The organism is Enterobacter cloacae complex sp. FDA-CDC-AR_0132, assembly GCF_003010695.1.
Lineage (GTDB): Bacteria > Pseudomonadota > Gammaproteobacteria > Enterobacterales > Enterobacteriaceae > Enterobacter > Enterobacter ludwigii.
In genome coordinates, this window is record NZ_CP027618.1 from 485657 (window position 1) to 511418 (window position 25762).

General features: G+C 52.9%; 29 protein-coding genes, 1 other RNA gene, 1 pseudogene and 1 other annotated feature. Of the genes and pseudogenes, 16 read left to right on the forward strand and 15 right to left on the reverse strand.

Annotated elements, in window-relative coordinates; translation table 11 throughout:
- Positions 1-103: 103 nt before the first annotated feature.
- Both yfiH and rluD read right to left on the reverse strand, forming a co-directional pair.
- Positions 104-835, reverse strand: coding sequence for a purine nucleoside phosphorylase YfiH (gene yfiH / locus AM379_RS02260; protein WP_032678710.1), 732 nt, complete (start codon positions 833-835; stop codon positions 104-106).
- Complete coding sequence (gene rluD, locus AM379_RS02265; RefSeq protein ID WP_106503411.1) at positions 832-1812, reverse strand: 23S rRNA pseudouridine(1911/1915/1917) synthase RluD; 981 nt, start codon at positions 1810-1812, stop codon at positions 832-834. Before rluD ends, yfiH begins: the two co-directional genes overlap by 4 nt.
- 131 nt (positions 1813-1943) lie before the next feature.
- On the opposite strand from rluD, the gene bamD reads away from it, so the two are divergent.
- The 4 genes from bamD to pheA all read left to right on the forward strand — a co-directional run bounded on the left by bamD (position 1944) and on the right by pheA (position 4709).
- Positions 1944-2681, forward strand: coding sequence for an outer membrane protein assembly factor BamD (gene bamD / locus AM379_RS02270; RefSeq protein WP_013098339.1), 738 nt, complete (start codon positions 1944-1946; stop codon positions 2679-2681).
- 267 nt (positions 2682-2948) lie between these two features.
- A complete protein-coding gene (gene raiA / locus AM379_RS02275; protein WP_003863162.1) occupies positions 2949-3290 on the forward strand; it encodes a ribosome-associated translation inhibitor RaiA in 342 nt (113 codons plus the stop codon).
- A 103-nt stretch (positions 3291-3393) separates the two neighbouring features.
- Positions 3394-3519, forward strand: a sequence feature (Phe leader region).
- Positions 3395-3442, forward strand: coding sequence for a pheA operon leader peptide PheL (pheL, locus tag AM379_RS02280; RefSeq protein WP_001386991.1), 48 nt, complete (start codon positions 3395-3397; stop codon positions 3440-3442). (Overlaps the previous feature by 48 nt.)
- Before the next feature lie 29 nt (positions 3520-3548).
- A complete protein-coding gene (gene pheA, locus AM379_RS02285) occupies positions 3549-4709 on the forward strand; it encodes a bifunctional chorismate mutase/prephenate dehydratase (protein ID WP_020883922.1) in 1161 nt (386 codons plus the stop codon).
- On the opposite strand, the gene AM379_RS02290 is transcribed toward pheA, so the two are convergent.
- From AM379_RS02290 to aroF, 3 genes are read right to left on the reverse strand one after another with little or no spacing between them, the layout of a single operon-like run.
- The gene (locus AM379_RS02290; protein WP_106503412.1) at positions 4706-5578 is read right to left on the reverse strand and encodes an SMP-30/gluconolactonase/LRE family protein; all 873 of its coding nucleotides are present in this window, start codon (positions 5576-5578) and stop codon (positions 4706-4708) included. The genes pheA and AM379_RS02290 overlap by 4 nt on opposite strands.
- 60 nt (positions 5579-5638) lie before the next feature.
- Positions 5639-6760: a bifunctional chorismate mutase/prephenate dehydrogenase gene (gene tyrA / locus AM379_RS02295; RefSeq protein WP_032678713.1), complete on the reverse strand. Its 1122-nt coding sequence runs from the start codon at positions 6758-6760 to the stop codon at positions 5639-5641.
- A gap of 10 nt (positions 6761-6770) precedes the next feature.
- Positions 6771-7841: a 3-deoxy-7-phosphoheptulonate synthase AroF gene (gene aroF, locus AM379_RS02300; RefSeq protein ID WP_025203434.1), complete on the reverse strand. Its 1071-nt coding sequence runs from the start codon at positions 7839-7841 to the stop codon at positions 6771-6773.
- A 215-nt stretch (positions 7842-8056) separates the two neighbouring features.
- On the opposite strand from aroF, the gene AM379_RS02305 reads away from it, so the two are divergent.
- The 4 genes from AM379_RS02305 (at position 8057) to AM379_RS02320 (ending at position 10832) form a co-directional block, all read left to right on the forward strand.
- Positions 8057-8431 carry a DUF2799 domain-containing protein gene (locus tag AM379_RS02305; RefSeq protein WP_020883919.1) on the forward strand — a complete coding sequence of 125 codons (375 nt, stop codon included), beginning with the start codon at positions 8057-8059 and terminating at the stop codon, positions 8429-8431.
- Positions 8432-8632: 201 nt separating this feature from the next.
- A complete protein-coding gene (locus tag AM379_RS02310; protein ID WP_181010276.1) occupies positions 8633-9121 on the forward strand; it encodes a YfiR family protein in 489 nt (162 codons plus the stop codon).
- Entirely contained in the window at positions 9114-10334 is a 1221-nt protein-coding gene (dgcN, locus tag AM379_RS02315; protein ID WP_020883917.1) for a diguanylate cyclase DgcN, read from the forward strand. Before AM379_RS02310 ends, dgcN begins: the two co-directional genes overlap by 8 nt.
- 12 nt (positions 10335-10346) lie before the next feature.
- Positions 10347-10832 (forward strand): OmpA family protein, encoded by a 486-nt coding sequence (locus AM379_RS02320; RefSeq protein WP_014171244.1) that lies wholly within the window; start codon positions 10347-10349, stop codon positions 10830-10832.
- Between the two features lie 2 nt (positions 10833-10834).
- On the opposite strand, the gene AM379_RS02325 is transcribed toward AM379_RS02320, so the two are convergent.
- The 7 genes from AM379_RS02325 to ffh all read right to left on the reverse strand — a co-directional run bounded on the left by AM379_RS02325 (position 10835) and on the right by ffh (position 16325).
- The gene (locus AM379_RS02325) at positions 10835-12205 is read right to left on the reverse strand and encodes a PepSY-associated TM helix domain-containing protein (protein ID WP_106503414.1); all 1371 of its coding nucleotides are present in this window, start codon (positions 12203-12205) and stop codon (positions 10835-10837) included.
- A gap of 38 nt (positions 12206-12243) precedes the next feature.
- Positions 12244-12648 carry a DUF2946 domain-containing protein gene (locus AM379_RS02330; protein ID WP_025203431.1) on the reverse strand — a complete coding sequence of 135 codons (405 nt, stop codon included), beginning with the start codon at positions 12646-12648 and terminating at the stop codon, positions 12244-12246.
- A 131-nt stretch (positions 12649-12779) separates the two neighbouring features.
- On the reverse strand, positions 12780-13127 hold the full coding sequence (gene rplS, locus AM379_RS02335) for a 50S ribosomal protein L19 (protein WP_002914145.1): 348 nt from the start codon (positions 13125-13127) through the stop codon (positions 12780-12782).
- Positions 13128-13170: 43 nt separating this feature from the next.
- Entirely contained in the window at positions 13171-13938 is a 768-nt protein-coding gene (trmD, locus tag AM379_RS02340; RefSeq protein WP_014171247.1) for a tRNA (guanosine(37)-N1)-methyltransferase TrmD, read from the reverse strand.
- 31 nt (positions 13939-13969) lie between these two features.
- Positions 13970-14509 carry a ribosome maturation factor RimM gene (rimM, locus tag AM379_RS02345; RefSeq protein ID WP_106503415.1) on the reverse strand — a complete coding sequence of 180 codons (540 nt, stop codon included), beginning with the start codon at positions 14507-14509 and terminating at the stop codon, positions 13970-13972.
- A gap of 15 nt (positions 14510-14524) precedes the next feature.
- The gene (gene rpsP, locus AM379_RS02350) at positions 14525-14773 is read right to left on the reverse strand and encodes a 30S ribosomal protein S16 (RefSeq protein WP_014171249.1); all 249 of its coding nucleotides are present in this window, start codon (positions 14771-14773) and stop codon (positions 14525-14527) included.
- Between the two features lie 190 nt (positions 14774-14963).
- On the reverse strand, positions 14964-16325 hold the full coding sequence (gene ffh / locus AM379_RS02355; RefSeq protein ID WP_014171250.1) for a signal recognition particle protein: 1362 nt from the start codon (positions 16323-16325) through the stop codon (positions 14964-14966).
- 166 nt (positions 16326-16491) lie between these two features.
- On the opposite strand from ffh, the gene AM379_RS02360 reads away from it, so the two are divergent.
- Entirely contained in the window at positions 16492-17283 is a 792-nt protein-coding gene (locus AM379_RS02360; RefSeq protein ID WP_003863130.1) for a cytochrome C assembly family protein, read from the forward strand.
- A gap of 18 nt (positions 17284-17301) precedes the next feature.
- Complete coding sequence (locus AM379_RS02365; protein ID WP_040018985.1) at positions 17302-18588, forward strand: HlyC/CorC family transporter; 1287 nt, start codon at positions 17302-17304, stop codon at positions 18586-18588.
- A gap of 51 nt (positions 18589-18639) precedes the next feature.
- On the opposite strand, the gene grpE is transcribed toward AM379_RS02365, so the two are convergent.
- Positions 18640-19233: a nucleotide exchange factor GrpE gene (grpE, locus tag AM379_RS02370; protein WP_020883911.1), complete on the reverse strand. Its 594-nt coding sequence runs from the start codon at positions 19231-19233 to the stop codon at positions 18640-18642.
- 122 nt (positions 19234-19355) lie between these two features.
- On the opposite strand from grpE, the gene nadK reads away from it, so the two are divergent.
- The 3 genes from nadK (at position 19356) to bamE (ending at position 22458) form a co-directional block, all read left to right on the forward strand.
- Entirely contained in the window at positions 19356-20234 is an 879-nt protein-coding gene (gene nadK, locus AM379_RS02375; protein WP_020883909.1) for an NAD(+) kinase, read from the forward strand.
- An 85-nt stretch (positions 20235-20319) separates the two neighbouring features.
- Entirely contained in the window at positions 20320-21981 is a 1662-nt protein-coding gene (gene recN / locus AM379_RS02380) for a DNA repair protein RecN (protein ID WP_032680465.1), read from the forward strand.
- 138 nt (positions 21982-22119) lie between these two features.
- The gene (gene bamE, locus AM379_RS02390) at positions 22120-22458 is read left to right on the forward strand and encodes an outer membrane protein assembly factor BamE (RefSeq protein WP_014171256.1); all 339 of its coding nucleotides are present in this window, start codon (positions 22120-22122) and stop codon (positions 22456-22458) included.
- A 99-nt stretch (positions 22459-22557) separates the two neighbouring features.
- Here the strand turns inward: bamE and AM379_RS02395 are convergent, their stop codons facing one another.
- Together AM379_RS02395 and AM379_RS02400 are read right to left on the reverse strand one after the other, a co-directional pair.
- Positions 22558-22845, reverse strand: a complete 288-nt coding sequence (locus AM379_RS02395; protein WP_040018984.1) for an RnfH family protein — start codon at positions 22843-22845, stop codon at positions 22558-22560.
- Positions 22835-23272 carry a type II toxin-antitoxin system RatA family toxin gene (locus tag AM379_RS02400; protein ID WP_024908332.1) on the reverse strand — a complete coding sequence of 146 codons (438 nt, stop codon included), beginning with the start codon at positions 23270-23272 and terminating at the stop codon, positions 22835-22837. Before AM379_RS02400 ends, AM379_RS02395 begins: the two co-directional genes overlap by 11 nt.
- Before the next feature lie 156 nt (positions 23273-23428).
- Between AM379_RS02400 and smpB the strand changes: the two genes are divergently transcribed.
- The 3 genes and pseudogenes from smpB (at position 23429) to AM379_RS02415 (ending at position 25760) form a co-directional block, all read left to right on the forward strand.
- The gene (gene smpB, locus AM379_RS02405) at positions 23429-23911 is read left to right on the forward strand and encodes an SsrA-binding protein SmpB (protein WP_008502505.1); all 483 of its coding nucleotides are present in this window, start codon (positions 23429-23431) and stop codon (positions 23909-23911) included.
- Between the two features lie 89 nt (positions 23912-24000).
- Positions 24001-24364, forward strand: a transfer-messenger RNA (tmRNA) gene (ssrA, locus tag AM379_RS02410).
- A 203-nt stretch (positions 24365-24567) separates the two neighbouring features.
- A pseudogene (locus AM379_RS02415) lies at positions 24568-25760 on the forward strand (integrase domain-containing protein).
- Positions 25761-25762 lie beyond the last annotated feature (2 nt).

A 25762-nucleotide genomic window follows, 5' to 3' on the forward strand; every position in this document is an offset into this window, starting at 1 on the left:
GCTACTGGAGATTAAATGAGGTCATCCCTCAATTATTCAAGGTTAATGACCTGAATTATGTGAAAAGAAAACGGCACGTTCCGGATCGTCTTGATTCTTTAGGTTATATCAGCCAAATAAAACTTGCCATACGACCTGTCGTCTTGTCGCGGCGATAAGAGAAAAAATCACCCTTTTCGGTGAAGGTACAGCGATCGCCGCCGAAGATCTGCGTCACGCCGACATTATTCAGGCGCTGGCGGGCCAACAGGTAAATATCGGCCAGATATTTTTCACCGGCAGGAAGGAAAGCATCCGCGGCCTGCAGATCTTTCTCCATAAAGGCTTCGCGGACCTCTGGCCCCACTTCAAACGCACGAGGACCAATGGCCGGGCCGAGCCAGGCCATGATATTCGCAGGGTCATCTTTAAAGCAGGCGACGGTCTCTTCGAGCACACCTTCACACAGACCACGCCAGCCCGCATGCGCTGCTGCCACCTCGGTACCGGCACGGTTACAGAACAGAACCGGCAGGCAATCGGCAGTCATTACCGCACATACCGTTCCCGGGGTATCACTGTAAGACGCATCGGCCCGTTTAGACGCATAGGGTTCGCCCGTTAACGTCAGTACCGTTTTACCGTGTACCTGTTCCAGCCAGACCGGCTTCGACGGTAAATTCCCGGCAGCAAACAGGCGTTTGCGGTTTTCTTCAACGTGCTCCAGGTTGTCACCACAGTGTGCGCCGAGATTCAAAGATTCCCACGCGCCCTGGCTCACACCGCCGATACGGGTTGAACTGCAGGCAGCCACGCCCTCAGGCAGTGGCCACTCCGGGACAATCAGTTTGGTCATAACCAGTCCACTTGATCTTTATGTTCTTCAAAATCAACGCGCATGGCGTCAATAAGGTCGACCATATCCTGTGGGATCGGCGCGTGCCATTCCATCTGAATACCGGTGATAGGATGGTAAAGACGCAGCATCGTTGCGTGCAGCGCCTGGCGATCAAACTTACGCAGTACGCTAATGAACTCATCCGATGAGCCTTTTGGCGGACGCGGACGACCACCGTAGACCTGATCGCCCACCAGCGGATGGGTAATGTGCGCCATATGAACACGGATCTGGTGAGTACGACCGGTTTCCAGACGCAGACGCAGACGCGTATGAATGCGGAAGTGTTCCATAATGCGGTAGTGCGTTACCGCAGGCTTACCCATCGGGTGCACCGACATATGGGTACGTTTGGTTGGGTGACGGCTGATAGGTTCTTCCACCGTACCGCCAGCGGTCATATGACCAATGGCCACCGCTTCATATTCGCGGGTGATTTCACGCAGCTGCAGAGATTCCACCAGACGTGTCTGAGCTGGAACGGTCTTTGCCACCACCATCAGACCCGTGGTGTCTTTATCCAGACGGTGAACGATGCCGGCGCGTGGAACATCCACGATAGGCGGGTAATAATGGAGAAGTGCGTTAAGCACTGTGCCATCAGGGTTCCCCGCGCCCGGATGAACAACCAGGTCACGTGGCTTGTTGATCACCAGGATGTCATCATCTTCATAGACGATGTTCAGCGGGATGTCCTGCGGCTCGAAGCGGATGTCCTCTTCGATTTCAGCATTGATGGCGACGGCTTCCCCACCTAACACTTTCTCTTTTGGTTTGTCCCAGATCTTGCCGTTTACCAGCACGCGCTGGTCAAGGATCCATTCTTTTATGCGTGAACGCGAATAATCAGGGAACAATTCGGCCAAAGCCTGATCTAAGCGTTGACCGAGCTGATTTTCGGAGACTGTTGCGGTGAGTTCTACTCGTTGTGCCATAAACTGCTTCTTCGTTTAACGTTGGGTTTTACGGCTTTGCCGTTTAATATAGTGTGCTATTGTAGCTGGTCTTAATCGGGAGCAGGAACAGAGTTTCTCCCGGACAAACATTTGAGGAAAGTCAAAACGTCATGACGCGCATGAAATATCTGGTGGCAGCGGCCACGTTGAGCCTGGCTTTGGTGGGCTGCTCCGGTTCAAATGAACAGGTCCCTGACAATCCGCCGAATGAAATCTATGCGACTGCACAACAAAAGTTGCAGGACGGTAACTGGAAACAGGCGATAACGCAACTGGAAGCGTTGGATAATCGCTATCCATTTGGTCCGTATTCGCAGCAGGTACAGTTAGATCTCATCTATGCCTACTATAAAAATGCCGATCTGCCGCTGGCTCAGGCAACCATCGATCGTTTCATGCGTCTGAACCCGACTCATCCTAACATCGATTACGTCATGTACATGCGCGGTCTTACCAACATGGCGCTGGACGACAGTGCCCTGCAAGGTTTCTTCGGTGTGGATCGTTCTGACCGTGACCCGCAGCATGCGCGTGATGCTTTCAACGACTTCTCTAAACTGGTGCGCGGCTACCCGAACAGCCAGTACGTCACTGACGCGACCAAACGTCTGGTGTTCCTGAAAGATCGTCTGGCGAAATACGAATACTCCGTTGCGGAATACTATACCCGCCGTGGCGCATGGGTTGCCGTGGTTAATCGTGTAGAAGGTATGTTGCGTGATTACCCGGATACACAGGCAACGCGTGATGGCCTGAAGCTGATGGAAAATGCTTACCGTCAGATGCAGATGACCGCACAGGCTGACAAAGTGGCGAAAATCATCGCCGCGAACAGCAGCAACACCTGATATTGCCTCAAAGCAAAACGGCAGCCTTCGGGCTGCCTTTTTTTTATGCGTTCAGAGATCAGCTGAAGCGGTTTAGCCTCAACACATCCTATCAACTATGACCGCAAATCGGGCCTTCCACAAGGTAAATATCACCTCTTCCTGCCCTGCCTCACAAAAAACATTCCCTGACAAAAACCGACAAAATAACGTGATATAAATCACACATTTTGACATTAGGACAGGTATGCTGGAATCACCAAGACGGAAAGACAAGAGGTAAAATTTATGACAATGAACATTACCAGTAAACAAATGGAAATTACTCCGGCAATCCGCCAACACGTCGCAGACCGTCTCGCCAAACTGGATAAATGGCAAACACATTTGATTAACCCACATATCATCCTGTCCAAGGAGCCGCAAGGTTTCATCGCTGACGCAACTATCAATACTCCAAACGGCCATCTGGTCGCCAGCGCAAAACATGAGGATATGTACACCGCTATTAACGATTTGATCAACAAGCTGGAACGGCAGCTCAATAAAGTGCAACACAAAGGTGAAGCCCGTCGCGCCGCAACGTCGGTGAAAGACGCCAGCTTCGCGGAAGAAGTTGAAGAAGAGTAATCCTTTAAATTGAGTTTACCGCCAACGCGCCTTCGGGCGCGTTTTTTATTGACAGCGTGAAAACAGTACGGGTACTTTAACGGTATCAACGACAGGATGATTTCATGAAACACACACCGTTTTTCTTCGCATTCTTTTTTACCTTCCCCTGATTGGGAGGCGTTTCGTCGTGTGATAAAGAATGCGAAGACGAACAACAAGGCCTCCCACACCGGGAGGCCTTTTTTATTAATAACGATAAACGAGACAGGCAACACTATGACACCGGAAAACCCGTTACTGGACCTGCGAGTGAAAATCAGCGCACTGGACGAAAAATTACTGGCCCTGCTGGCAGAACGTCGCACACTCGCCATCGAAGTGGGAAAAGCCAAGCTGGACTCCCATCGGCCGGTGCGTGATATTGATCGTGAACGCGACCTGCTGGAACGCCTGATTCAGCTTGGCAAAGCGCACCACCTCGACGCCCATTACATCACCCGTTTGTTCCAGCTCATCATCGAAGACTCCGTTCTGACCCAGCAAGCGCTACTCCAGCAGCATCTGAATAAAACGAACCCGCACTCTGCACGTGTCGCCTTCCTCGGCCCTAAAGGCTCTTACTCTCACCTTGCCGCGCGCCAGTACGCAGCACGTCATTTCGAAGAGTTTATTGAAAGCGGCTGCGCAAAATTTGCTGATATTTTCAATCAGGTCGAAACCGGACAGGCGGATTACGCCGTCGTACCGATTGAAAACACCAGCTCTGGTGCCATTAACGACGTGTACGATCTTCTGCAGCACACTACGCTGTCGCTGGTTGGCGAGATGACCATCCCTATCGATCACTGCGTACTGGTCTCTGGCTCAACCGACCTGAGCCAAATCGAGACAGTGTACAGTCACCCACAACCGTTCCAGCAGTGCAGTCAATTCCTCAACCGTTATCCGAACTGGAAAATTGAGTACACCGAAAGCACTTCTGCGGCGATGGAAAAAGTGATGCAGGCAAATTCCCCGACGGTGGCCGCGCTTGGCAGCGAGGCGGGCGGAGCGCTGTATGGGCTGCAGGTACTGGAACGCAACCTGGCGAACCAGACGCAAAATATCACCCGCTTCGTGGTACTGGCCCGTAAAGCCATCAATGTCTCTGAGCAGGTTCCGGCTAAAACGACGCTGCTGATGGCGACCGGGCAGCAGGCGGGTGCGCTGGTTGAGGCCCTGCTGGTACTGCGTAACCACAACCTGATCATGACGAAGCTGGAATCGCGCCCGATTCATGGTAATCCGTGGGAAGAGATGTTTTATCTGGATATCCAGGCCAACCTGGAATCTGCATCCATGCAGAAAGCCCTGCGTGAACTGGGTGAAATCACCCGCTCAATGAAAGTGCTGGGCTGCTATCCGAGCGAAAACGTCGTGCCGGTTGACCCCGCTTAACGTTCGATAAAGCGGCTTTTCTTCATCCCTGCCACGCTGACGGGCAGGGTGAAGATGGCGCCGGAGAGCGGATACTGCGCCACTTCATCCGCATCCATATTTTCCCGCGTGGTCGTGATAAACAGGGTCTTCATATCCTCGCCGCCAAAGCAGACCATCGTCGGACAACGAACCGGCATGCGATACTCTTCCAGTTGCTCCCCCTGCGGTGAAAAGCGCGCAATACGCCAGCCATCAAACATTGCGCTCCAGTAGCAGCCTTCTTCATCCATCGCAGCACCGTCGGGTATGCCCTCCCCCTCTTTAAAGCGGCGGAATATCTCGCGTTTCCCCGGCTCACCTTGCTCATCAAGCGGCGTGCGGTAGATAACGCCATTTGGCGTATCAGAGGTGAACATCCACTGTTTGTCGGGGCTGAATGCCAGACCGTTGTGTCCGTGAATATCACACTGGATCACTTTCGGCGTCAGATCATTATCGATACGCATTAGCATGGCGCCGTTGTAATCCCCCGGCCCCCAGAAGGTTCCCGCATAGAACCGTCCATGATGATCGGTACCTCCATCATTAAAACGCGCCAGTTGCGGGTTAGAGGGGTTATCACACACCTTGCGCTGAAGCAGGCCGTGTTTGTCAGCAAGCCAGATGCCATTGCGCATCGCGACGATAAAGCCGCCACGCTCACGCAGAGCGAAACAACCTACTTCTTCATGGAAAGAGAGTACCGTGTGTTCCGCGGTGGGCAGATGATAACGGTGGATCTCCCCCTCCAGAATATCTGCCCAGTAGAGCGCATGCTCTTCGGCACTCCACGTCGGACATTCGGGCAGATGCCCGGTGTAATTCAACAGCGGCTGCGGTTCGGCCATAACAGTTCCCCAAAATGAAAAAAGCCAGCATTGCTGGCTTTTAGTATATACATCATCGCATTACTGGCGACTGTCATTTGCCTGACGCAAAAGCGTGCGGCTCTCACTCTGAAAACGTTGCGCATAATCGCCAAACCAGTGCTCGACTTTACGGAAGCTGTCGATAAACGCCTGTTTATCGCCATGCTCCAGCAAGGTGATCGCTTCACCAAACCGCTGGTAATAACGTTTGATAAGCGCCAGGTTGTTCTCAGAGGACATAATAATGTCGGCGTAAAGCTGTGGATCCTGAGCGAACAAACGCCCGACCATCGCCAGCTCCAGGCGATAGATCGGCGAAGAGAGCGCCAGCAGCTGTTCAAGCTGCACATTCTCTTCCGCCAAATGCAAACCGTAGGCAAAGGTCGCAAAGTGGCGCAGCGCCTGAATGAACGCCATGTTCTGATCGTGCTCTACCGCGCTGATCCGGTGCAACCTGGCACCCCATACCTGAATTTGTTCCAGGAACCACTGATAGGCCTCCGGCTGACGACCATCACAGTACACCACAACCTGCTTCGCCAGGCTGCCACTGTCCGGACCAAACATCGGGTGCAGGCCAAGCACCGGGCCAGTATGCGCCGCCAGCATCGCCTGCAGGGGGCCATTTTTGACCGATGCAAGGTCAACCAGGATGCAATCTTTCGGCAACGGTGGAAGCTTGCCGATGATCTGCTCCGTCACGTGGATAGGCACGCTGACGATAACCATCCCCGCATCGGCCATCAGCGCTGGCGCGTGTTCCCAGTCCTCTTTTTCCAGAATGCGAACCTGATAACCAGAAAGCGTCAGCATTTTTTCAAACAGACGCCCCATCTGGCCCGCACCACCCACAATAACCACCGGGCGCAGGGACGGACAGAGGGTTTTGAAGCCCTTATCGTTTTCGTTGGAATAGGATTCCCGCATTACGCGACGCAAGACATCTTCAATCAGATCCGGCGAGACGCCCAGCGCCTGGGCCTCTTTGCGCCGCGAGGCCAGCATGGATGCCTCACGCTCCGGGACGTAAATCGGCAGGCCGTATTTGCTTTTTACCTCACCCACTTCGGCAACCAGAGCCATACGGCGCGCCAGCAGGTCCAGCAACGCCTTATCCACTTCATCAATTTGATCGCGTAACGCGGTCAATTCAGCAACCATAACTACCCTCTTAAGCCAGACGCGTCGCCAGCTGGCCGCTTAAATCTTTATGGATCTCACGCAGCAGCGCGTCGGTGGTTTCCCAGCTGATGCAGGCATCCGTGACGGATACGCCGTGCTTCATTGCGCTGCGCGGTTGTTCAGATGACTGATTGCCTTCATGAATATTGCTCTCAATCATCAGACCGATAATAGAACGGTTGCCGTCTTTTATCTGTGCCACCACAGATTCCGCAACCGCAGGCTGACGACGGTAATCTTTATTCGAATTACCATGACTGCAATCTACCATCAGTGCCGGGCGCAGTCCCGCCTGCTCCATCTCTTTTTCACACTGTGCCACATCTGCCGGGCTGTAGTTCGGTGCTTTACCACCGCGCAGGATCACGTGACCATCCGGGTTACCCTGCGTTTGCAGAAGGCAAACCTGCCCCGCCTGGTTAATGCCAACAAAACGGTGCGGCATTGCCGCGGCACGCATGGCGTTAATTGCGGTGGCCAGGCTGCCATCGGTACCGTTTTTAAAACCAACCGGCATCGACAGACCAGACGCCATCTCGCGGTGGGTTTGTGATTCTGTGGTGCGTGCCCCAATGGCAGACCAGCTAAACAGGTCGCCCAGGTACTGCGGGCTGTTCGGATCCAGCGCTTCAGTGGCCAGCGGCAGCCCCATGCTGACCAGCTCCACCAGCAGGCGACGCGCAATTTTCAGCCCTGCTTCCACATCAAACGAGCCATCCATGTGCGGATCGTTAATCAACCCTTTCCAGCCAACGGTGGTACGTGGCTTCTCAAAATAGACGCGCATTACCAGATAGAGGCTATCGCTGACCTCCTCCGCTAATGTTTTAAATCGACGAGCGTACTCAATGGCGGCTTCAGGATCGTGAATAGAACAAGGACCACATACCACCAGCAGGCGCGGATCGCGGCCAGCGATAATGTCTGAAATGGTCTGACGCGAGTGCTCAATTTGAGCCTCCTGCGCGACGCTCAGCGGGAATTCCGCTTTCAGTTGATCCGGAGTAATCAAAATCTGTTCGTCAGTGATGTGTACGTTGTTCAGCGCGTCTTTTTGCATGATTGCGATCCTGTAAAGCTCGTTTGCGATAGTTGTTTTTCCTCGAAGAGGTGAAACAACGATACCATAACAAGTAAAGATTTCAATCCAAAATACGTACACTTTTCTTTACGAATGCCAATTTATTGCAAAAATCAGCCGCCATATCCGTAAACTTTAAATTACACCCCTTCTTTCCGTTACCAGGCTATGCTGAAGAAAAAAGGAGAATGGCTATGCGTTCAATTGCTCTGGTGCTGTTGTCGCTCATTTTATCGGGTTGCCAAATCAATCCTTATACCTTCCACCCGGACTGGACCAGCCCCAGCTGGTTTGATGCAGGTAAAGAAGACGCTATGAATGGTCTGCCGGTTAAAGATAACCAGACGCTGGCCGATAATTTTAATGATCCGCATGTTGATCGTAGTGAATATCTCCGGGGATATGCAGACGGACAGAAGAAAGTGTGTGAAGAAGGTTTTCTCCACGCCTGGGGATTAGCGGGCAAATCTTTTCCTGCCAGCTGCGATACTGCTGAAAATGCAGCAAAACTGCACGAGTCATGGCAAAAAGGCATGGATGAAAGCATGCGCTCCAGCAGACTTAATTAAGCCTCTTTTTATTCACCGGAATATAACAAAGTGTAGGATTTAGCTTAGGTCGAGGCAGGGAAAATTCTGACATAATGACGGCTTTGGTAAACAATGGTATTCTGCCCACAACTCTTAAGGACATCTATTTCCGGAGCGAAGTGGCGGATTCTGGTGAGAAATTTATCCTTGATCTCTTTTTTCCGACTCACTCTGGTGCTAATGCTGTTCCTTATGGTGGGCGCAGCGGCGGCAGGCACGTTCACCGAAACCGATAAATCGGTACGTTCGATCGTTTCAGGTATTGTGAGCTACGCCCGATGGCCGTCACTTTCCGGCCAGCCAAAACTCTGTGTTTATGCTTCTTCTCACTACACGCATGCACTCACCAGCAAGGACGGGCAAAGCGAATTACCTTATACCCCCGTTATTGTGCGTAACGATCAGGAAGCCCTGTCCGCTACGTGTGATGCTATTTATTTCGGGGCGGAATCCCCCGTAAAACAACGTGAATTAATAAGTCAGTATCAGGGCAGAGCATTGCTATTAATCTCAGAGCAAAATCCGGAATGTATTATTGGCAGCGCCTTTTGCCTGATAATTGATCGCAACCATGTCCGGTTTTCCGTCAATCTGGATGCGCTGACTCGCAGTGGCGTGAGAGTCAATCCGGATGTATTAATGCTCGCACGGAATAAGCAGCATGGATAAAGATTTCACTTCAGCGCCACGTCCGACGTTTAAAAGAACACTCAGACGAATCAGCATGATAAGCGTCATCATCACGATGACATTAATATGGCTGCTCCTCTGTTTTGCCTCCGTCGTGACATTAAAGCAATACGCACAAAAGAATCTCGAATTAACCGGCGCCACCATGAGCCACAGCCTTGAAGCCTCCCTGGTGTTCAACGATTCAGTGGCAGCCAATGAAACGCTTGCCGCCCTTGGCAAACAGGGCCAGTTTGCCGTGGCTGAAGTCCTCAACGTGCACAAAAAACGCTTTGCGTACTGGTCGTGGAACCCGGCGGATAACAACGACACTCTGGGCGCACTGGTCAGCCGCTGGCTTTTCCCCGAGCCGATTTCCCAGCCCGTATTCCATAACGGCTCAACGATTGGCGAAATACGCCTTACCGCGCGTGACAGCCTGATAAGCCACTTCATCTGGATGTCGTTTGCCGTTCTCACCGGCTGTATTCTGTTTGCGACGGTGGTCGCACTGACCATTACGCAATCCTTGCATCACGGCATGGTTACAGCGCTGCAAAACATTACTGACGTCGTTCATGACGTACGCACTAACCGTAACTTCTCCCGACGGGTGAAAGACGGGCGCATTGAAGAATTTCACCAGTTTGGCGAGGACTTCAACAGCCTTCTGGATGAAATGGAGGAGTGGCAGCTTAAACTGCAGGCGAAAAACGCCCAGCTATTACGCACCGCCATGCACGACCCGCTGACGGGTCTTGCCAACCGTGCGGCGTTTCGTAACAGCATCGCGGCATTAATGAATGACCCCTCAGCAAAAACAAACTCGGCCCTGCTCTTCCTCGACGGTGATAATTTTAAGTTTATTAATGACACCTGGGGACACGCGGCAGGAGACTGTGTGCTGATTGAAGTCGCCAGAAGAATGGTCGAGTTCGGTGATAAGCGCCATCAGTCATACCGCCTTGGCGGCGACGAGTTTGCCATGGTGCTGTACGGCGTCCATTCAGAGCCTGAGGTTCAACATCTTTGTGCTGCCTTATCGCAGCAGTTTATCCGCCCGTTCGAATTGCATAACGGGCAAAAAGCATCAATGTCACTCAGTATTGGCTTTGCTCTGGCGTGGGAAAATGGTTCTGTGGAAGCATTACTGGAGAAAGCCGACCGCAATATGTACCAGGTTAAAAACCAGCGTACAAAAACGATAAATTAGAAGGGAAACGATATGTTAAAGCGATACTTCGCGCCGTTGTTATTAGCCTCAGTCGTGCTGGCAGGTTGCCAGTCACCGCCGCAAGGCAAGTTCACTCCTGAGCAGATTGCGGCGATGAAGTCTTACGGTTTTAACGAACTGAACGGCGACTGGTCTCTTGGCCTGTCAGATACCATCCTGTTTGATAAAAACGACGCCAGGCTGCGTGCGGAAAGTGAAACGCAGATCAAGACCATGGCCTCTCGCCTCGCGGCAACCGGCCTGAACCACGCGCGTATGGACGGTCACACGGACAACTACGGCGAAGAGCGCTACAACGAAGCGCTGTCATTGAAACGTGCAAATGCGGTAGCCGACGCCTGGGCGAAGGGAGCCAATATCCCGCGCAGCAACCTCACCACGCAGGGGTTAGGCAAAAAATACCCTGTTGCGAGCAACAGTACTGCAAAAGGGCGCGCTGAAAACCGCCGGGTTGCGGTGGTTATCAGCACGCCATAAGGTTATTTAACCGATGATTCTGCGAGCGACACGCCTGTTGCCGCTCGCCAGCGCAGCCAGTCGACCAGCACAAACAGGGCCAGACTCACACCCATCACCGGCATCGCCAGCCCCAGCAGGACACTCACCATCGCCGTGACGGCTCTTCCCCATCCCGATAGCGCCAGCCAGCTCTGACAGAGCGTCTGAACCGGGTTCACGGCCGATTGCGCCGGACGACGCATCCACCACATCCGGTATCCCCAGACGATCAGCACGCACAGGGCAATACCGAACGCGATCAGCAGCAGCTGATTGGCCAGCCCAAACAAGATCCCCATGTGGAAATCCACACCCCAGCGGGTCAGCTTTGCCATTAACGGGAAATCTTCAAACCGGGTTCTGTCCAGAATGTGCATGGAGTGCGGATCGACCGCCACCGCATCGACCTGAGTCGGCCAGCTGCGATCGATTTCCGTCACGGTCCAGGCCTGTTCAGCCGTTTTCGCCGGGCGGATTTCGAGCTTGCTGGCATCTATACCCGCCGTGCGGGCGGCATGCAGGACGTCATCAAAAAGCGTCGGATCCATCACCATCCCGGGCATCATCATCCCGCTATGATGCCCCCGGTGCTCAGCGTGCTCGTCCATGATGGCAGGCACCCCGGAGAGCGTAGTATTGACCTGCGGCGTAAGCCAGTTCATCCGGGCACGCAGTGTATCCACGTTACCGCCCGCCCACTGAGACCACGTCAGGCCTGTCGCTGAGAACAATAACATTCCCCCCAGCAACACCCAGCCCAGTGCCACATGCACACGACGGCGGTTCTGGAAACGGTTGTTCATCCGACGTTTTGGTCGGGTGTAAAACCACAGGGCGATTCCACCCAGCGCGGCAACCCACATCCAGGAGGCGGCCAGCTCGCTATAGAGCCGCCCGACATCGCCAAGCATCAACGAGGTATGCAGATAATCGATGGTCTGGCGCAACGGCAGAATGCCACTCGTGCCGTACACCGTCATATCGCCCCGCACCTCAAGGCTCACGGGATCCACAAAGATAGCGCGGTTCTCCGACGAGCCAAGCGCCGGGTCAGCGAACATCACGCGGGTAGTATCACCGTCAACCAGCCCCGGACGAACGGCATGCAGGCGCAGATCTGAACCCACGGCTTTTTCCGCCACGGCAATCTGCTCGGCCAGAGGCCGTGCCTCTCCCAGCGAATCCGTGTGCAACGCGTGCCGGTAGAGCGTGTTTTCCAGCTGCGGCGTCGCCACATACAGCGTACCGGTCAGCGCGGCGAAGAAGATAAACGGGCCAACAAACAGCCCGACATAGAAATGGAGTCGACGCAGCAGGTTTCCCCATGCCGCGCGCGGAGTGCAGGTAGTCATACTTTTCCTTTTTAAGGCAAAAAGTTATCGATTTTTTTTTAAAGGGAAAAAGCAGACTGCCGCGGCGGCGCGCGGGTATCAGGAAAGAGCCAGGGGAAAAAGTGCCAGTGGCTGACCGGCGGTTGCGGCGGTGTAACGCGACTCCTTTGCAGTACCACACTGAGCAGTACAATCAGCGCCAGCATCACGCCCGGCACATGCGCTAACAGTACACAGTAGCCACACGCTTCCGCATGGTCGACGGGCATCGAGTGCGGCATATCGCCATGGTGTTCATCCATCGACATCATGCTCATGTCATGATGCATTCCCGGCATGGCGCTCATGGGATCTTTTTGCAGCGAGATGGAGATAAGCGGCGCAACCACGATCAGCAGGATCGCAAACAGCGCGGTCAAAGCCGCTGCGCGTTTCCAGTTATGCCGATGCAGTACGTTATCCACTTTCCCTCCCGTTAAGAGGCCAGCATTGTAAATGATTTATGACGAAAGGGTTAATACGAGAGGTGCGATGGAATAAAAAAGGGCCAGCCTTTCGGCCAGCCCTTTTTAACAGGATGTCGCTTAAGCGAATCTTAGTTCAGACGCTCTTTAATACGAGCAGACTTACCAGTACGCTCACGCAGGTAGTACAGTTTAGCTTTACGTACAGCACCACGACGTTTAACAGCAATGCTGTCAACTACCGGAGAGTGAGTCTGGAAGACACGCTCAACGCCTTCGCCGTTGGAAATTTTACGAACAGTGAATGCAGAGTGCAGACCGCGGTTACGAATAGCGATAACCACGCCCTCGAATGCCTGCAGACGTTTTTTGGAACCTTCAACAACCCATACTTTCACTTCCACGGTGTCACCTGGACGGAAGGAAGGTACGTCCTGCTTCATCTGCTCTTGTTCAAGTTGCTTAATAATGTTGCTCATAATTTAATCTCTTATCCTGGGTAAACTGATATTCGGGAGCGTATTACGCATTCCCATCATGTTCATGCTGCTGTTGCGCGTGTTCTTTTTTGAACTCGGCCAGCAACTTTGCTTGCTCTTCAGTCAGAGCCAGGTTTTCCAGAAGTTCAGGTCTTCTAAGCCAGGTTCGGCCCAGCGACTGCTTCAAACGCCAGCGACGTATCTCAGCATGGTTTCCTGACAGTAACACCGCCGGTACTTCCATCCCTTCTAACACTTCAGGACGAGTATAGTGTGGACAGTCCAGCAACCCATCAGCAAAGGAATCTTCCGTTGCCGAAGCTTCATGGCCCAGTACACCCGGAATGAACCGGGCAACGGAGTCAATCAGCGTCATCGCTGGTAACTCACCACCGCTGAGTACGTAATCGCCGATAGACCATTCTTCGTCAATCTCGGTTTGAATTACGCGCTCATCTATCCCTTCGTAGCGACCACAGACCAGAATCAATTTTTGATTCGTCGCCAGTTCGCTGACGCCCGCTTGATCAAGCTTGCGTCCCTGAGGTGACAGATAAATCACCTTCGCGCCTTCACCTGCCGCGGCTTTTGCTGTGTGAATGGCGTCCCGTAAGGGTTGCACCATCATTAACATCCCCGGTCCGCCGCCGTAAGGACGATCGTCCACGGTACGGTGCCGGTCATGCGTAAAGTCACGAGGACTCCAGCTCTGGATGTTCAGCAGGCCATTCTTTACTGCCCGGCCAGTTACCCCGTAATCGGTAATCGCGCGGAACATTTCAGGAAACAGGCTAATTATGCCAATCCACATAGCGCCGTCTTTTACCGTTTATCCGGAGAATTTAAAAACCAGGATCCCAATCTACTTCAATCGTTTGAGTAGCGAGATCGACTTTCTTGATAACCTGTCCATCGAGGAACGGAACCAACCGCTCCTTGATGCCAAATGCATCTTTCAGGTTTGCCCTAATGACGAGAACGTCATTTGACCCGGTTTCCATCATGTCGATGACTTTCCCCAGGCTATAACCTTCAGTGGTGACCACCTGGCAACCCATAAGGTCTTTCCAGTAGTAGTCGCCCTCTTCCAGCTGCGGCAACTGCGACGAATCCACGATAATTTCACAATTAGTCAGTGCATTCGCGGCATCACGATCGTCAAAGCCTTTCAGCTTGATGATGATGTCCTGATTGTGGTGACGCCAGCTTTCCAGCTCGACCTCTTCCCACTTACCGGCTTTCTGGATAAACCAGGGCTGGTAATTAAAAATGCTATCAGCGTCTTCAGTGGAGGAAAACACTCTGAGCCAACCACGAATACCGTAGCAAGAACCCATTTTGCCCAATACAATCGGTTCAACAGGTGCTTTATTGCTCATCATGACCACCGTGACAGATTAAGCTGCTTTGTTTGCTGCTTTGATCAGCGTAGCAACGCGATCGGAAACAGTAGCGCCCTGGCCAACCCAGTGAGCGATACGATCCAGATCCAGACGGGTTTCTTCTTCAGAACCAGAAGCGATCGGGTTGAAGAAACCAACGCGCTCAATGAAGCGACCGTTGCGTGCATTACGGCTGTCAGTAACAACAACCTGGTAGAACGGACGCTTTTTAGCGCCGTGACGTGCTAAACGAATAGTTACCATAACATCCTCTTGTGTGAATAAAACAACCGGGCCCCATCGAGGAACGGAGCCCGGGTGTCATATTAAAAGCCCGAAAATTTTACTGATTTCTGGGGAAAATGCAATCAGCAGTTAAAACTCTGCTGCAAAAGACGTCCAGGGTGTGCTTTTCGGGCACACCCTGGCATTAAAATAGCCAACAGCCAGGCGATTAACGGCCAGGGAATCCCGGCGGCATCATGCCCTTCATGCCACGCATCATCTTCGCCATGCCGCCTTTCTTCATTTTCTTCATCATGCGCTGCATGTCGTCGAACTGTTTCAGAAGGCGGTTTACGTCCTGCACCTGCATGCCGCAACCGGCTGCGATACGGCGTTTGCGGGACCCTTTGATGATGTCCGGGTTAGCACGTTCCTTGAGGGTCATCGAGTTGATGATCGCCTCCATACGCACCAGCACCTTGTCATCCATCTGCGCTTTTACGTTGTCAGGGATCTGGCCCATGCCCGGCAGTTTGCCCATCAGGCTTGCCATGCCGCCCATGTTTTTCATCTGACGCAGCTGCTCAAGGAAATCGGTCAGGTCAAAACCATCGCCTTTTTTCAGCTTGCTGGCCAGCTTCTCAGCCTGGGCGCGGTCAACCTTGCTCTCGATATCTTCGATAAGCGACAGCACGTCGCCCATGCCGAGGATACGGGAGGCGATACGGTCCGGGTGGAATGGCTCCAGCGCTTCGGTTTTCTCACCCACACCGAGGAATTTAATCGGCTTGCCGGTGATATGACGAATCGAAAGCGCCGCACCGCCGCGGGCGTCACCGTCCACTTTGGTCAGCACTACGCCGGTTAACGGCAGCGCTTCGTTAAACGCTTTCGCGGTGTTCGCCGCATCCTGACCGGTCATGGCGTCAACAACAAACAGGGTCTCTACCGGATTGATAGCGGCATGCACCTGTTTGATCTCATCCATCATCGCTTCGTCAACGTGCAGACGACCGGCGGTATCCACCAGCAGCACGTCGTAGAATTTCAGCTTCGCCTCTTTCAGCGCCGCGTTAACGATGTCGACAGGCTTCTGGGCAACGTCAGACGGGAAGAAATCCACGCTGACCTGCTGCGCCAGGGTTTCCAGCTGTTTAATCGCCGCCGGGCGATAGACGTCCGCAGAAACGACCAGCACTTTTTTCTTGTGCTTTTCACGCAGGAATTTACCCAGCTTACCCACGCTGGTGGTTTTACCCGCACCCTGCAGGCCCGCCATCAGCACGACGGCCGGCGGCTGTGCCGCCAGGTTAAGCACCTGGTTCTCTTCGCCCATCGCCGAAACCAGTTCGTTACGGACGATTTTGACGAACTCCTGACCCGGGGTCAGGCTCTTGTTAACTTCATGACCAACCGCCTTCTCTTTAACGCGGTTGATAAAATCACGAACAACCGGCAACGCGACGTCTGCTTCCAGCAGCGCCATGCGCACTTCGCGCAGCGTTTCCTTGATGTTGTCTTCGGTAAGGCGTCCGCGGCCGCTGATGTTGCGCAGCGTGCGCGACAAACGATCGGTTAAATTATCAAACATTGTCTCTCGCCTGAGTAGAAACGTTGGGTCGCTGGCAGCGACACATACACAGAATTTTGCCGGAGTATAACATGAAGGCGGCTTTGTTGTTATGCAACGGTTGGAGCAGGCGTCACGTAACGTTATACTGCTTCTCTTTCTTATTAAGACAACTGTCGATGCCTATATGCCTGTTTTCGCACTGATCGCCCTTGTTGCCTACTCTGTCAGCCTCGCGCTGATCATTCCTGGACTGCTGCAAAAAAACAGCGGCTGGCGACGCATGGCTATTCTTTCGGCGGTGATCGCACTGATAAGCCATGCGTTCGCGCTGGAATCGCGCATTATCCCCGGCGATGGCAGCGTACAGAACCTGAGCGTGCTCAACGTCGGCTCGCTGGTCAGCCTGATGATCTGCACGGTGATGACCATTGTCGCCTCTAAAAACCGTGGCTGGCTGCTACTGCCGATTGTGTATGCCTTCGCGCTGATCAACCTGGCCCTGGCCACGTTTATGCCCAATGAGTTTATTACGCATCTGGAAGCGACGCCGGGAATGCTGGTGCATATCGGCCTGTCACTCTTCGCTTACGCAACGCTGATTATCGCCGCGCTCTATGCCATGCAGCTCGCCTGGATTGACTATCAGCTGAAAAACAAAAAGCTGGCCTTTAACCATGAGATGCCGCCGCTGATGGTGATTGAGCGTAAGATGTTCCACATCACGCAGGTCGGTGTCGTGCTGCTGACGTTAACGCTGTGCACGGGCCTGTTTTATATGAAAAACCTGTTCAGCGTGGAGAATATCGATAAAGCGGTCCTCTCCATCATCGCGTGGTTTGTCTATATTGTCCTGTTATGGGGCCATTATCATGAAGGCTGGCGCGGTCGTCGCGTGGTCTGGTTCAACGTCGCGGGCGCGGGCATTCTCACCCTTGCCTATTTTGGCAGCCGCTTCATACAGCAATTTGCTGGCTAAGTAACAAAGGAGTTCCCCCTGGAACACATCTCTACCACCACGCTGATCATTACGCTGATCGTCATGGTGGTCATCTCCGCCTATTTCTCCGGCTCGGAAACCGGCATGATGACCTTAAACCGCTACCGGTTACGTCATCGTGCTAAACAGGGTAACCGTGCCGCCCGTCGCGTCGAAAAACTGCTGCGTCAACCGGATCGTCTGATCAGTCTGGTGCTTATCGGTAACAACCTCGTCAACATTCTTGCCTCTGCGCTCGGTACTATCGTTGGGATGCGCCTGTACGGCAACGCCGGCGTCGCCATTGCCACCGGTGTGCTGACGTTTGTGGTGCTGGTGTTTGCAGAAGTGCTGCCTAAAACCATCGCCGCGCTCTACCCGGAAAAAGTGGCCTACCCCAGCAGCTTCCTGCTGGCACCGCTGCTGATCCTGATGATGCCGCTGGTCTGGTTACTGAACATGGTGACGCGTATTCTGATGCGGATGATCGGTATCAAAGCAGACGTCACCATCAGCAGCGCGCTCAGCAAAGAAGAGCTGCGCACCATCGTGCATGAATCACGCTCGCAGATCTCCCGGCGTAATCAGGACATGCTGCTGTCGGTACTGGATCTGGAAAAGGTCAGCGTTAACGACATCATGGTGCCGCGTAACGAGATCGTCGGCATTGATATCAATGACGACTGGAAAGCCATCGTCCGCCAGCTGACCCACTCCCCGCACGGCCGTATCGTGCTGTACCGCGACTCTCTGGACGATGCCATCAGCATGCTGCGCGTGCGCGAAGCTTATCGTCTGATGACCGAGAAAAAAGAGTTCACCAAAGAGGTGATGCTCCGCGCCGCCGACGAAATTTATTACGTGCCGGAAGGAACGCCGCTCAGCACCCAGCTGGTGAAGTTCCAGCGTAACAAGAAGAAGGTCGGCCTGGTGGTCAATGAGTACGGGGATATTCAGGGGCTGGTGACGGTTGAAGATATTCTGGAAGAGATTGTTGGCGACTTTACCACCTCAATGTCCCCTTCCCTTGCGGAAGAAGTCACCCCGCAAAACGACGGCTCGGTGCTGATCGACGGTAGCGCGAACATTCGCGAACTCAATAAAGCCTTTAACTGGCATTTACCGGAAGATGAAGCGCGCACCATAAACGGGATGATTCTGGAAGCACTGGAAGAGATCCCGGCGGCGGGCACGCGGGTGCGCATTGAGCAATACGATATTGATATCCTGGACGTGCAGGACAATATGATTAAGCAGGTGAAAGTCCTGCCGGTAAAACCGATTCGGGAAAGTATTGCTGAGTAGAGAGTAGGCCGGGTACGGCGCAAGCCGCCACCCGGCACTACAGATGGCAAATTACGCTTTCGCTTTCGCCACGGTAACCATTGCAGCACGAATGGTACGACCGTTCAGGGTATAACCTTTCTGCATCACGCCAAGCACTTTACCGGCTTCAACGTCTTCTGATTCCACCATCGCAATCGCCTGGTGTACGTTTGGATCCAGCGGAACGTTGGTATCGCCAACCACTTCCACGCCAAACTTACGTACCACATCCAGCATGGATTTCAGCGTCAGTTCGATACCTTCGATCATCGCGGTGTTGTCCGGGTTAGCTTTATCAGCCACTTCCAGTGCGCGATCCAGGCTATCAATCACCGGCAGCAGTTCGTTGATGAATTTCTCCAGCGCAAATTTATGCGCCTTCTCAACGTCCTGCTCGGTACGACGGCGCAGGTTTTCCATTTCCGCCTTGATGCGCAGAACACTGTCGCGTTCGCGATTCTGTGCTTCTACCAGCTGAGCTTCCAGATTCGCAATTTTTTCATCGCGCGGGTCCACCTGCTCAGCAGATGCGTCCGGCTCTACAGCCTCAACATCATCGTGCTGTTCCGTGATAATTTCTTCAGGGGCTTGCCCCTCAGGCGTTTTCTGTTCTTTACTACTCATGAATTTCTCCGCGTTTTTCTGCATTCATATCGCTAACTTCGCTTATTATGGGGATCAGTTTCCGGGATTCAAGGGAACAAGACAGATTGTCATCATTCATCAGGCACAAGGACCTCCAGAAAATGAATAATCATTTCAGGTGTATTGGGATCGTCGGGCATCCGCGTCACCCTACCGCATTGACGACACATGAAATGTTGTATCGCTGGCTGTGTAGCAAAGGCTATGAAGTGATGGTCGAACAGCAGATTGCTCAGGAGCTGCAGCTGAAGAGCGTCAAAACCGGCACGCTGGCGGAAATTGGCCAGCAGGCGGATCTCGCCGTGGTGGTCGGTGGCGACGGCAATATGCTCGGCGCGGCCCGAACGCTCGCGCGTTATGACATCAAGGTCATCGGTATCAACCGCGGCAATCTCGGCTTTCTGACCGACCTCGATCCGGACAACGCCCAGCAGCAGCTGGCCGACGTGCTGGAAGGTCATTATATCAGCGAAAAACGCTTTTTGCTGGAAGCGCAGGTGTGTCAGCAAGACTGCCAGAAGCGCATCAGCACCGCGATTAATGAAGTGGTGCTCCATCCAGGCAAAGTGGCGCACATGATTGAGTTCGAAGTCTATATCGACGAAATCTTCGCCTTCTCGCAGCGTTCTGACGGGCTGATTATCTCCACGCCGACAGGGTCGACTGCCTACTCCCTCTCTGCGGGTGGCCCGATCCTCACCCCTTCACTGGATGCCATCACCCTGGTACCGATGTTCCCGCACACGCTCTCCGCGCGTCCGCTGGTGATCAACAGCAGCAGCACCATTCGTCTGCGTTTCTCGCACCGCCGTAACGATCTGGAGATCAGCTGCGACAGCCAGATTGCGCTGCCTATTCAGGAAGGTGAAGATGTTCTCATTCGTCGGTGTGATTACCACCTGAATCTTATTCACCCGAAAGATTACAGCTATTTCAATACATTAAGCTCGAAGCTTGGCTGGTCAAAAAAATTGTTCTGATTTTGCATCCAGTACTTTACTGTATATAAAACCAGTTTATACTGTATGAAAACACAGTTATGGTTTTTCATACAGGAAAACAATTATGCTGGCACAACTGACCATCAGCAACTTTGCCATAGTTCGTGAGCTTGAGATCGATTTCCACAGCGGCATGACGGCGATCACCGGGGAAACCGGTGCGGGTAAATCCATTGCCATAGATGCCCTCGGCTTGTGCCTCGGCGGCCGTGCAGAAGGTGACATGGTGCGCAGGGGGGCAAACCGTGCCGATCTCTGCGCTCGCTTCTCCCTGAAAGATACCCCTGCCGCCCTGCGCTGGCTCGAAGAGAACCAGCTGGAAGACGGACGTGAGTGTTTACTTCGTCGCGTTATCAGCAGCGATGGTCGTTCCCGCGGCTTTATCAACGGCACTGCAGTCCCGCTTTCCCAGCTTCGCGAGCTCGGCCAGTTACTCATTCAGATCCACGGCCAGCACGCGCACCAGCAACTCATTAAACCGGAGCAGCAGAAAGCGCTGCTTGATGGCTATGCTGGTGAGTACGCACTTACTCAGCGCATGGCGGAGCACTATCGCCAGTGGCATCAAAGCTGCCGTGAGCTTGCCCAGCACCAGCAGCAAAGCCAGGAGCGTGCCGCCCGCGCTGAGCTTCTGGAATACCAGCTTAAAGAACTCAACGAATTTAGCCCGCAGGCGGGTGAATTTGAGCTTATCGACGAAGAGTACAAGCGCCTGGCTAACAGCGGTCACCTGCTCTCAACCAGCCAGAATGCCCTTAACATGCTGGCTGACGGTGAAGACGTGAACCTGCAGAGCCAGCTGTATAATGTTCGTCAGCTCATCACCGAGCTGGCCGGCATGGACAGCAAACTCTCTGGCGTACTGGATATGCTGGAAGAGGCCGCGATTCAGATTTCAGAAGCCAGTGACGAACTTCGCCACTACTGTGAACGTCTGGATCTCGACCCGAACCGTCTGTTTGAGCTGGAGCAACGCATCTCCCGTCAGATCTCGCTGGCGCGCAAGCACCACGTTATGCCAGAAGAGCTGCCTGGCTATTATCAGTCCCTGCTTGATGAACAGCAGCAGCTTGACGATCAGGCTGACTCGCTGGAAACCCTGTCACTGGCGGTGAACCTGCACCATGAACAGGCGCTGACGACGGCGAAACAGCTGCATGAGATCCGTCAACATTACGCCCAGGAACTGAGTCAGCACATCACCGACAGCATGCACACGCTGGCGATGCCGCACGGCGTATTCACCATCGATGTCCGTTTCGAAGAGAACCATCTGACGGCGGAAGGTGCGGACCGTATCGAATTCCGCGTCACTACCAACCCGGGGCAGCCGTTGCAGCCCATCTCTAAAGTGGCTTCCGGCGGTGAACTGTCGCGTATCGCGCTGGCGATTCAGGTAATTACCGCACGTAAAATGGAAACCCCGGCGCTGATTTTCGATGAAGTGGACGTGGGGATCAGCGGCCCTACGGCGGCGGTCGTCGGCAAACTGTTGCGCCAGTTGGGTGAATCAACGCAGGTCATGTGTGTTACCCACCTGCCGCAGGTGGCCGGGTGTGGTCATCATCACTTTATCGTCAGCAAAGAAACTGACGGTGAAATGACGGAAACGCATATGAAGCCACTGGATAAACGCGCACGTCTGCAGGAGCTGGCACGCCTGCTGGGCGGCAGTGAAGTCACGCGAAATACGCTCGCGAACGCGAAAGAACTGCTGGCGGCATAAACTTTTTCGGGATCTCAGGGTCATAGAGAACAACAAAAACGCCGCCAGACCGGTTTCAAAGTGGGGCAAGGTCTATTATCATCGGCATATAACATATGAGCCGCGTTCTGCTCGGGCCCGAAAAGGAATCAAATCACTATGCGTTGTAAAATGCTGACCGCTGCCGCAGCGGTTCTTCTGATGTTGACCGCAGGCTGTTCCACTCTGGAGAAAGTGGTTTACCGTCCTGACATCAACCAGGGGAACTACCTTACCCCTAACGATGTGTCCAAAATCCGTGTGGGGATGACACAACAGCAGGTCGCTTATGCACTTGGAACCCCAATGATGTCCGATCCGTTCGGCACAAACACCTGGTTCTATGTATTCCGTCAGCAGCCGGGCCATGAAGACGCGTCCCAGCAGACCCTGACGCTGACCTTCAGCAGCGCCGGTGTGTTGACTAACATCGACAACAAGCCTGCCCTGACCAAATAATCAGGTGTCAGAGATGCAAAAAGGTGCTCAATGAGCACCTTTTTTGTTTTCCTTCATCCCCCTCGCCCCTTTGAGATCAGGCTTAAGGTGAAGAGCGAACTACTTACCCGATTTCTCCGCACGCTGGCGACGCAGCTCTTTCGGGTCGGCAATCAGCGGGCGATAAATTTCGACCCTGTCACCCTCATTCACCACATCAGTCAGTTTGACCGGACGGCTGTAAATGCCGACTTTATTTTTCGCCAGGTCGATGTCACGACGAAGCTCAAGGATGCCAGAAGCGCGAATAGCCGCCTCAACGGTCGCACCTTCGTCCAGCATCACACGCTGCAGATATTGCTTCTCCGGCAGCGCATACACCACCTCGACAGCTATCTTATGCGACACTGTAAACCTCTTTGGCGCGGGTCGTGAACGCCTGAACCATATTCGAGGCCAGCTCTTTAAAGATGCGGCCAAACGCCAGCTCAATCAGTTTATTGGTAAACTCAAAGTCCAGCTGGAACTCGATGCGACAGGCATCAGCGCTGAGGGGGGTAAACTTCCAGCCACCCATCAGGGTTTTAAACGGACCATCTACCAGATGCATCAAAATACTCTGATTGCTCGTCAGCGTATTGCGGGTGGTGAACGTCTTGCTGATCCCCGCTTTGGAGACATCGACCGCCGCCGTCATCTGCGTCGGGCCAGACTCCAGCACTCGGCTCCCGGTACATCCCGGAATAAACTCTGGATAAGACTGAACGTCGTTCACTAACTGATACATTTGTTCCGCGCTGTATGGAACAAGCGCAGTACGGCTAATCTGAGGCATAGCATTTCCCATGGTCACACAACCGACAAATAATAACATTTATCACCTGTTAAAAAAACGCTAAGCCTCATCTCGTGCTAATATAGCGCGTTAGACCTCACAGGACGCAATGAGGTGACTTTTTGAAATCAGATTACCGATGGCTTTACGATACTTATGACGAAGAAAAAAGCACATAAACCAGGCTCGGCGACCATTGCGCTCAACAAGCGTGCTCGCCACGAGTATTTTATTGAAGAAGAATTCGAAGCTGGCCTTGCATTGCAGGGCTGGGAAGTAAAATCGCTGCGCGCCGGGAAAGCCAACATCGGTGATAGCTACGTGATCCTGAAAGATGGCGAAGCCTTCCTGTTCGGGGCCAACTTCACGCCGCTGACCGTCGCCTCGTCACACTACGTGTGTGACCCAACGCGTACCCGTAAGCTGCTGCTGAACAAGCGTGAACTGGAGTCCCTTTATGGGCGCATTAACCGTGAAGGCTTCACCGTGGTTGCCCTGTCGCTGTACTGGAAAAATGCCTGGTGCAAAGTGAAAGTTGGCGTCGCGAAGGGTAAAAAACAGCACGACAAACGTACCGATCTGAAAGAGCGCGAATGGCAGCTCGACAAAGCACGTATTATGAAAAACGCAGGACGTTGATTCTGCGCACTTATTGTACTATTCAATAAGTTAGCGTTCCGGGCTGGTATCCAGGATCTAAAATCTGGTATACTCAGTTCAACACTATTGGGGCTGATTCTGGATTCGACGGGATTTGCGAAACCCAAGGTGCATGCCGAGGGGCGGTTTGCCTCGTAAAAAGCCGCAAAAAAATAGTCGCAAACGACGAAAACTACGCTTTAGCAGCTTAATAACCTGCTCTGAGCCCTCTCTCCCTAGCTTCCGCTCTTAAGACGGGGATTCAAGAGAGGTCAAACCCAAAAGAGATCGCGTGGAAGCCCTGCCTGGGGTTGAAGCGTTAAAACTAATCAGGCTAGTACGTTAGTGGCGTGTTTGTTCGCAGCTGGCGTGCGAATGTAAAGACAAACTAAGCATGTAGTACCGAGGATGTAGAAATTTCGGACGCGGGTTCAACTCCCGCCAGCTCCACCAAAATTCTCCATCGGTGATTACCAGAGTCATCCGATGAAGTCCTAAGAGCCCGCACGGCGCAAGTCCTGTGGGCTTTTTTGTGCCCTCAATTTGTCCCGTGAAGTCCGAAGAGAACTAATTAAATCCGAACCTTTTAGGCCCATTGATAGGCCCAACGAAAAGCTCTATTGTTTTCGTTGGGCCTAAACGCATGGAGACTCCCCATGGCAAGAAAAACCAAGCCGTTGACCGATACGGAAATCAAAGCCGCCAAACCTAAAGATGCCGATTACCAGCTGTATGATGGTGACGGGCTTACTCTGTTAATCAAGTCCAGTGGTAGTAAGCTCTGGCAGTTCCGTTACTATCGACCTCTGACAAAACAGCGAACCAAGCAAAGCTTCGGAGCCTACCCTGCTGTCTCCCTTTCTGATGCGCGTAAACTCAGAGCTGAATCTCGAGTTTTGTTGGCGAAAGACATTGATCCTCAGGGACATCAGAAAGAGCAGGTTAGAAATTCTTAAGAAGCCAAAACCAACACTTTCCTGTTAGTTGCGGAGCGTTGGTGGAATGTGAAGAAAGCCAGCGTAACAGAGGACTATGCCGACGATATCTGGCGCTCGCTTGAGAGAGATGTTTTCCCAGCAATCGGTGATATCAGTGTCACTGAGATTAAGGCTCATACTCTGGTTAAAGCAGTTCAGCCGGTTCAGGCAAGAGGTGCATTAGAGACTGTTGCCGCCTTTGTCAGCGCATTAACGAGATAATGATTTATGCAGTAAACACTGGCCTAATTGATGCTAATCCAGCATCAGGTGTTGGAATGGCCTTTGAGAAGCCCAAAAAACAAAACATGCCGACGCTGCGACCAGAGGAATTGCCAAAGCTAATGCGTTCTCTAGTCATGTCAAATCTGTCTGTTCCGACTCACTGTCTTATTGAGTGGCAGCTCTTGACCCTTGTGCGCCCTTCAGAGGCTTCCGGTGCTCGGTGGGCAGAGATCGATCTCGATGCGAAGCTATGGACTATTCCAGCCGAACGGATGAAAGCTAAGCGGGAACACATCGTTCCTTTATCACCACAGGCATTAGAGATTCTGGATGTGATGAAGCCCATAAGCGCTCATAGGGAACATGTTTCCCCAAGTAGGAACGATCCAAAGCAAGCGATGAATAGCCAGACAGCTAATGCTGCTTTAAAACGTATTGGTTATGGTGGTAAATTAGTAGCACACGGGCTAAGGTCTATAGCTAGCACTGCCTTAAATGAATCAGGATTTAATGCAGAAATCATCGAAGCAGCTTTATCACATAAAGATAAAAATGAAGTGCGTAGGGCTTACAATCGTACAACTTATCTAAGTCAAAGAGTTTCCTTAATGCAGTGGTGGGGAAACATGGTTAAAAGAGGAGAGTAAAA

Excerpts from the sequence above, each read along its gene's own strand:
- AM379_RS02400 (WP_024908332.1), bottom strand. The coding sequence starts at position 23,272 with ATGCCTCAGATTAGCCGTACTGCGCTTGTTCCATACAGCGCGGAACAA.
- rplS (WP_002914145.1), bottom strand. The coding sequence starts at position 13,127 with ATGAGCAACATTATTAAGCAACTTGAACAAGAGCAGATGAAGCAGGAC.
- pheA (WP_020883922.1), top strand. The coding sequence starts at position 3,549 with ATGACACCGGAAAACCCGTTACTGGACCTGCGAGTGAAAATCAGCGCA.
- rpsP (WP_014171249.1), bottom strand. The coding sequence starts at position 14,773 with ATGGTAACTATTCGTTTAGCACGTCACGGCGCTAAAAAGCGTCCGTTC.
- raiA (WP_003863162.1), top strand. The coding sequence starts at position 2,949 with ATGACAATGAACATTACCAGTAAACAAATGGAAATTACTCCGGCAATC.
- AM379_RS02305 (WP_020883919.1), top strand. The coding sequence starts at position 8,057 with ATGCGTTCAATTGCTCTGGTGCTGTTGTCGCTCATTTTATCGGGTTGC.
- bamD (WP_013098339.1), top strand. The coding sequence starts at position 1,944 with ATGACGCGCATGAAATATCTGGTGGCAGCGGCCACGTTGAGCCTGGCT.
- smpB (WP_008502505.1), top strand. The coding sequence starts at position 23,429 with ATGACGAAGAAAAAAGCACATAAACCAGGCTCGGCGACCATTGCGCTC.
- AM379_RS02325 (WP_106503414.1), bottom strand. The coding sequence starts at position 12,205 with ATGACTACCTGCACTCCGCGCGCGGCATGGGGAAACCTGCTGCGTCGA.
- grpE (WP_020883911.1), bottom strand. The coding sequence starts at position 19,233 with ATGAGTAGTAAAGAACAGAAAACGCCTGAGGGGCAAGCCCCTGAAGAA.
- AM379_RS02310 (WP_181010276.1), top strand. The coding sequence starts at position 8,633 with ATGCTGTTCCTTATGGTGGGCGCAGCGGCGGCAGGCACGTTCACCGAA.
- AM379_RS02360 (WP_003863130.1), top strand. The coding sequence starts at position 16,492 with ATGCCTGTTTTCGCACTGATCGCCCTTGTTGCCTACTCTGTCAGCCTC.
- aroF (WP_025203434.1), bottom strand. The coding sequence starts at position 7,841 with ATGCAAAAAGACGCGCTGAACAACGTACACATCACTGACGAACAGATT.
- trmD (WP_014171247.1), bottom strand. The coding sequence starts at position 13,938 with ATGTGGATTGGCATAATTAGCCTGTTTCCTGAAATGTTCCGCGCGATT.
- AM379_RS02290 (WP_106503412.1), bottom strand. The coding sequence starts at position 5,578 with ATGGCCGAACCGCAGCCGCTGTTGAATTACACCGGGCATCTGCCCGAA.
- ffh (WP_014171250.1), bottom strand. The coding sequence starts at position 16,325 with ATGTTTGATAATTTAACCGATCGTTTGTCGCGCACGCTGCGCAACATC.
- yfiH (WP_032678710.1), bottom strand. The coding sequence starts at position 835 with ATGACCAAACTGATTGTCCCGGAGTGGCCACTGCCTGAGGGCGTGGCT.
- bamE (WP_014171256.1), top strand. The coding sequence starts at position 22,120 with ATGCGTTGTAAAATGCTGACCGCTGCCGCAGCGGTTCTTCTGATGTTG.
- tyrA (WP_032678713.1), bottom strand. The coding sequence starts at position 6,760 with ATGGTTGCTGAATTGACCGCGTTACGCGATCAAATTGATGAAGTGGAT.
- AM379_RS02320 (WP_014171244.1), top strand. The coding sequence starts at position 10,347 with ATGTTAAAGCGATACTTCGCGCCGTTGTTATTAGCCTCAGTCGTGCTG.
- recN (WP_032680465.1), top strand. The coding sequence starts at position 20,320 with ATGCTGGCACAACTGACCATCAGCAACTTTGCCATAGTTCGTGAGCTT.
- nadK (WP_020883909.1), top strand. The coding sequence starts at position 19,356 with ATGAATAATCATTTCAGGTGTATTGGGATCGTCGGGCATCCGCGTCAC.
- dgcN (WP_020883917.1), top strand. The coding sequence starts at position 9,114 with ATGGATAAAGATTTCACTTCAGCGCCACGTCCGACGTTTAAAAGAACA.
- rluD (WP_106503411.1), bottom strand. The coding sequence starts at position 1,812 with ATGGCACAACGAGTAGAACTCACCGCAACAGTCTCCGAAAATCAGCTC.
- rimM (WP_106503415.1), bottom strand. The coding sequence starts at position 14,509 with ATGATGAGCAATAAAGCACCTGTTGAACCGATTGTATTGGGCAAAATG.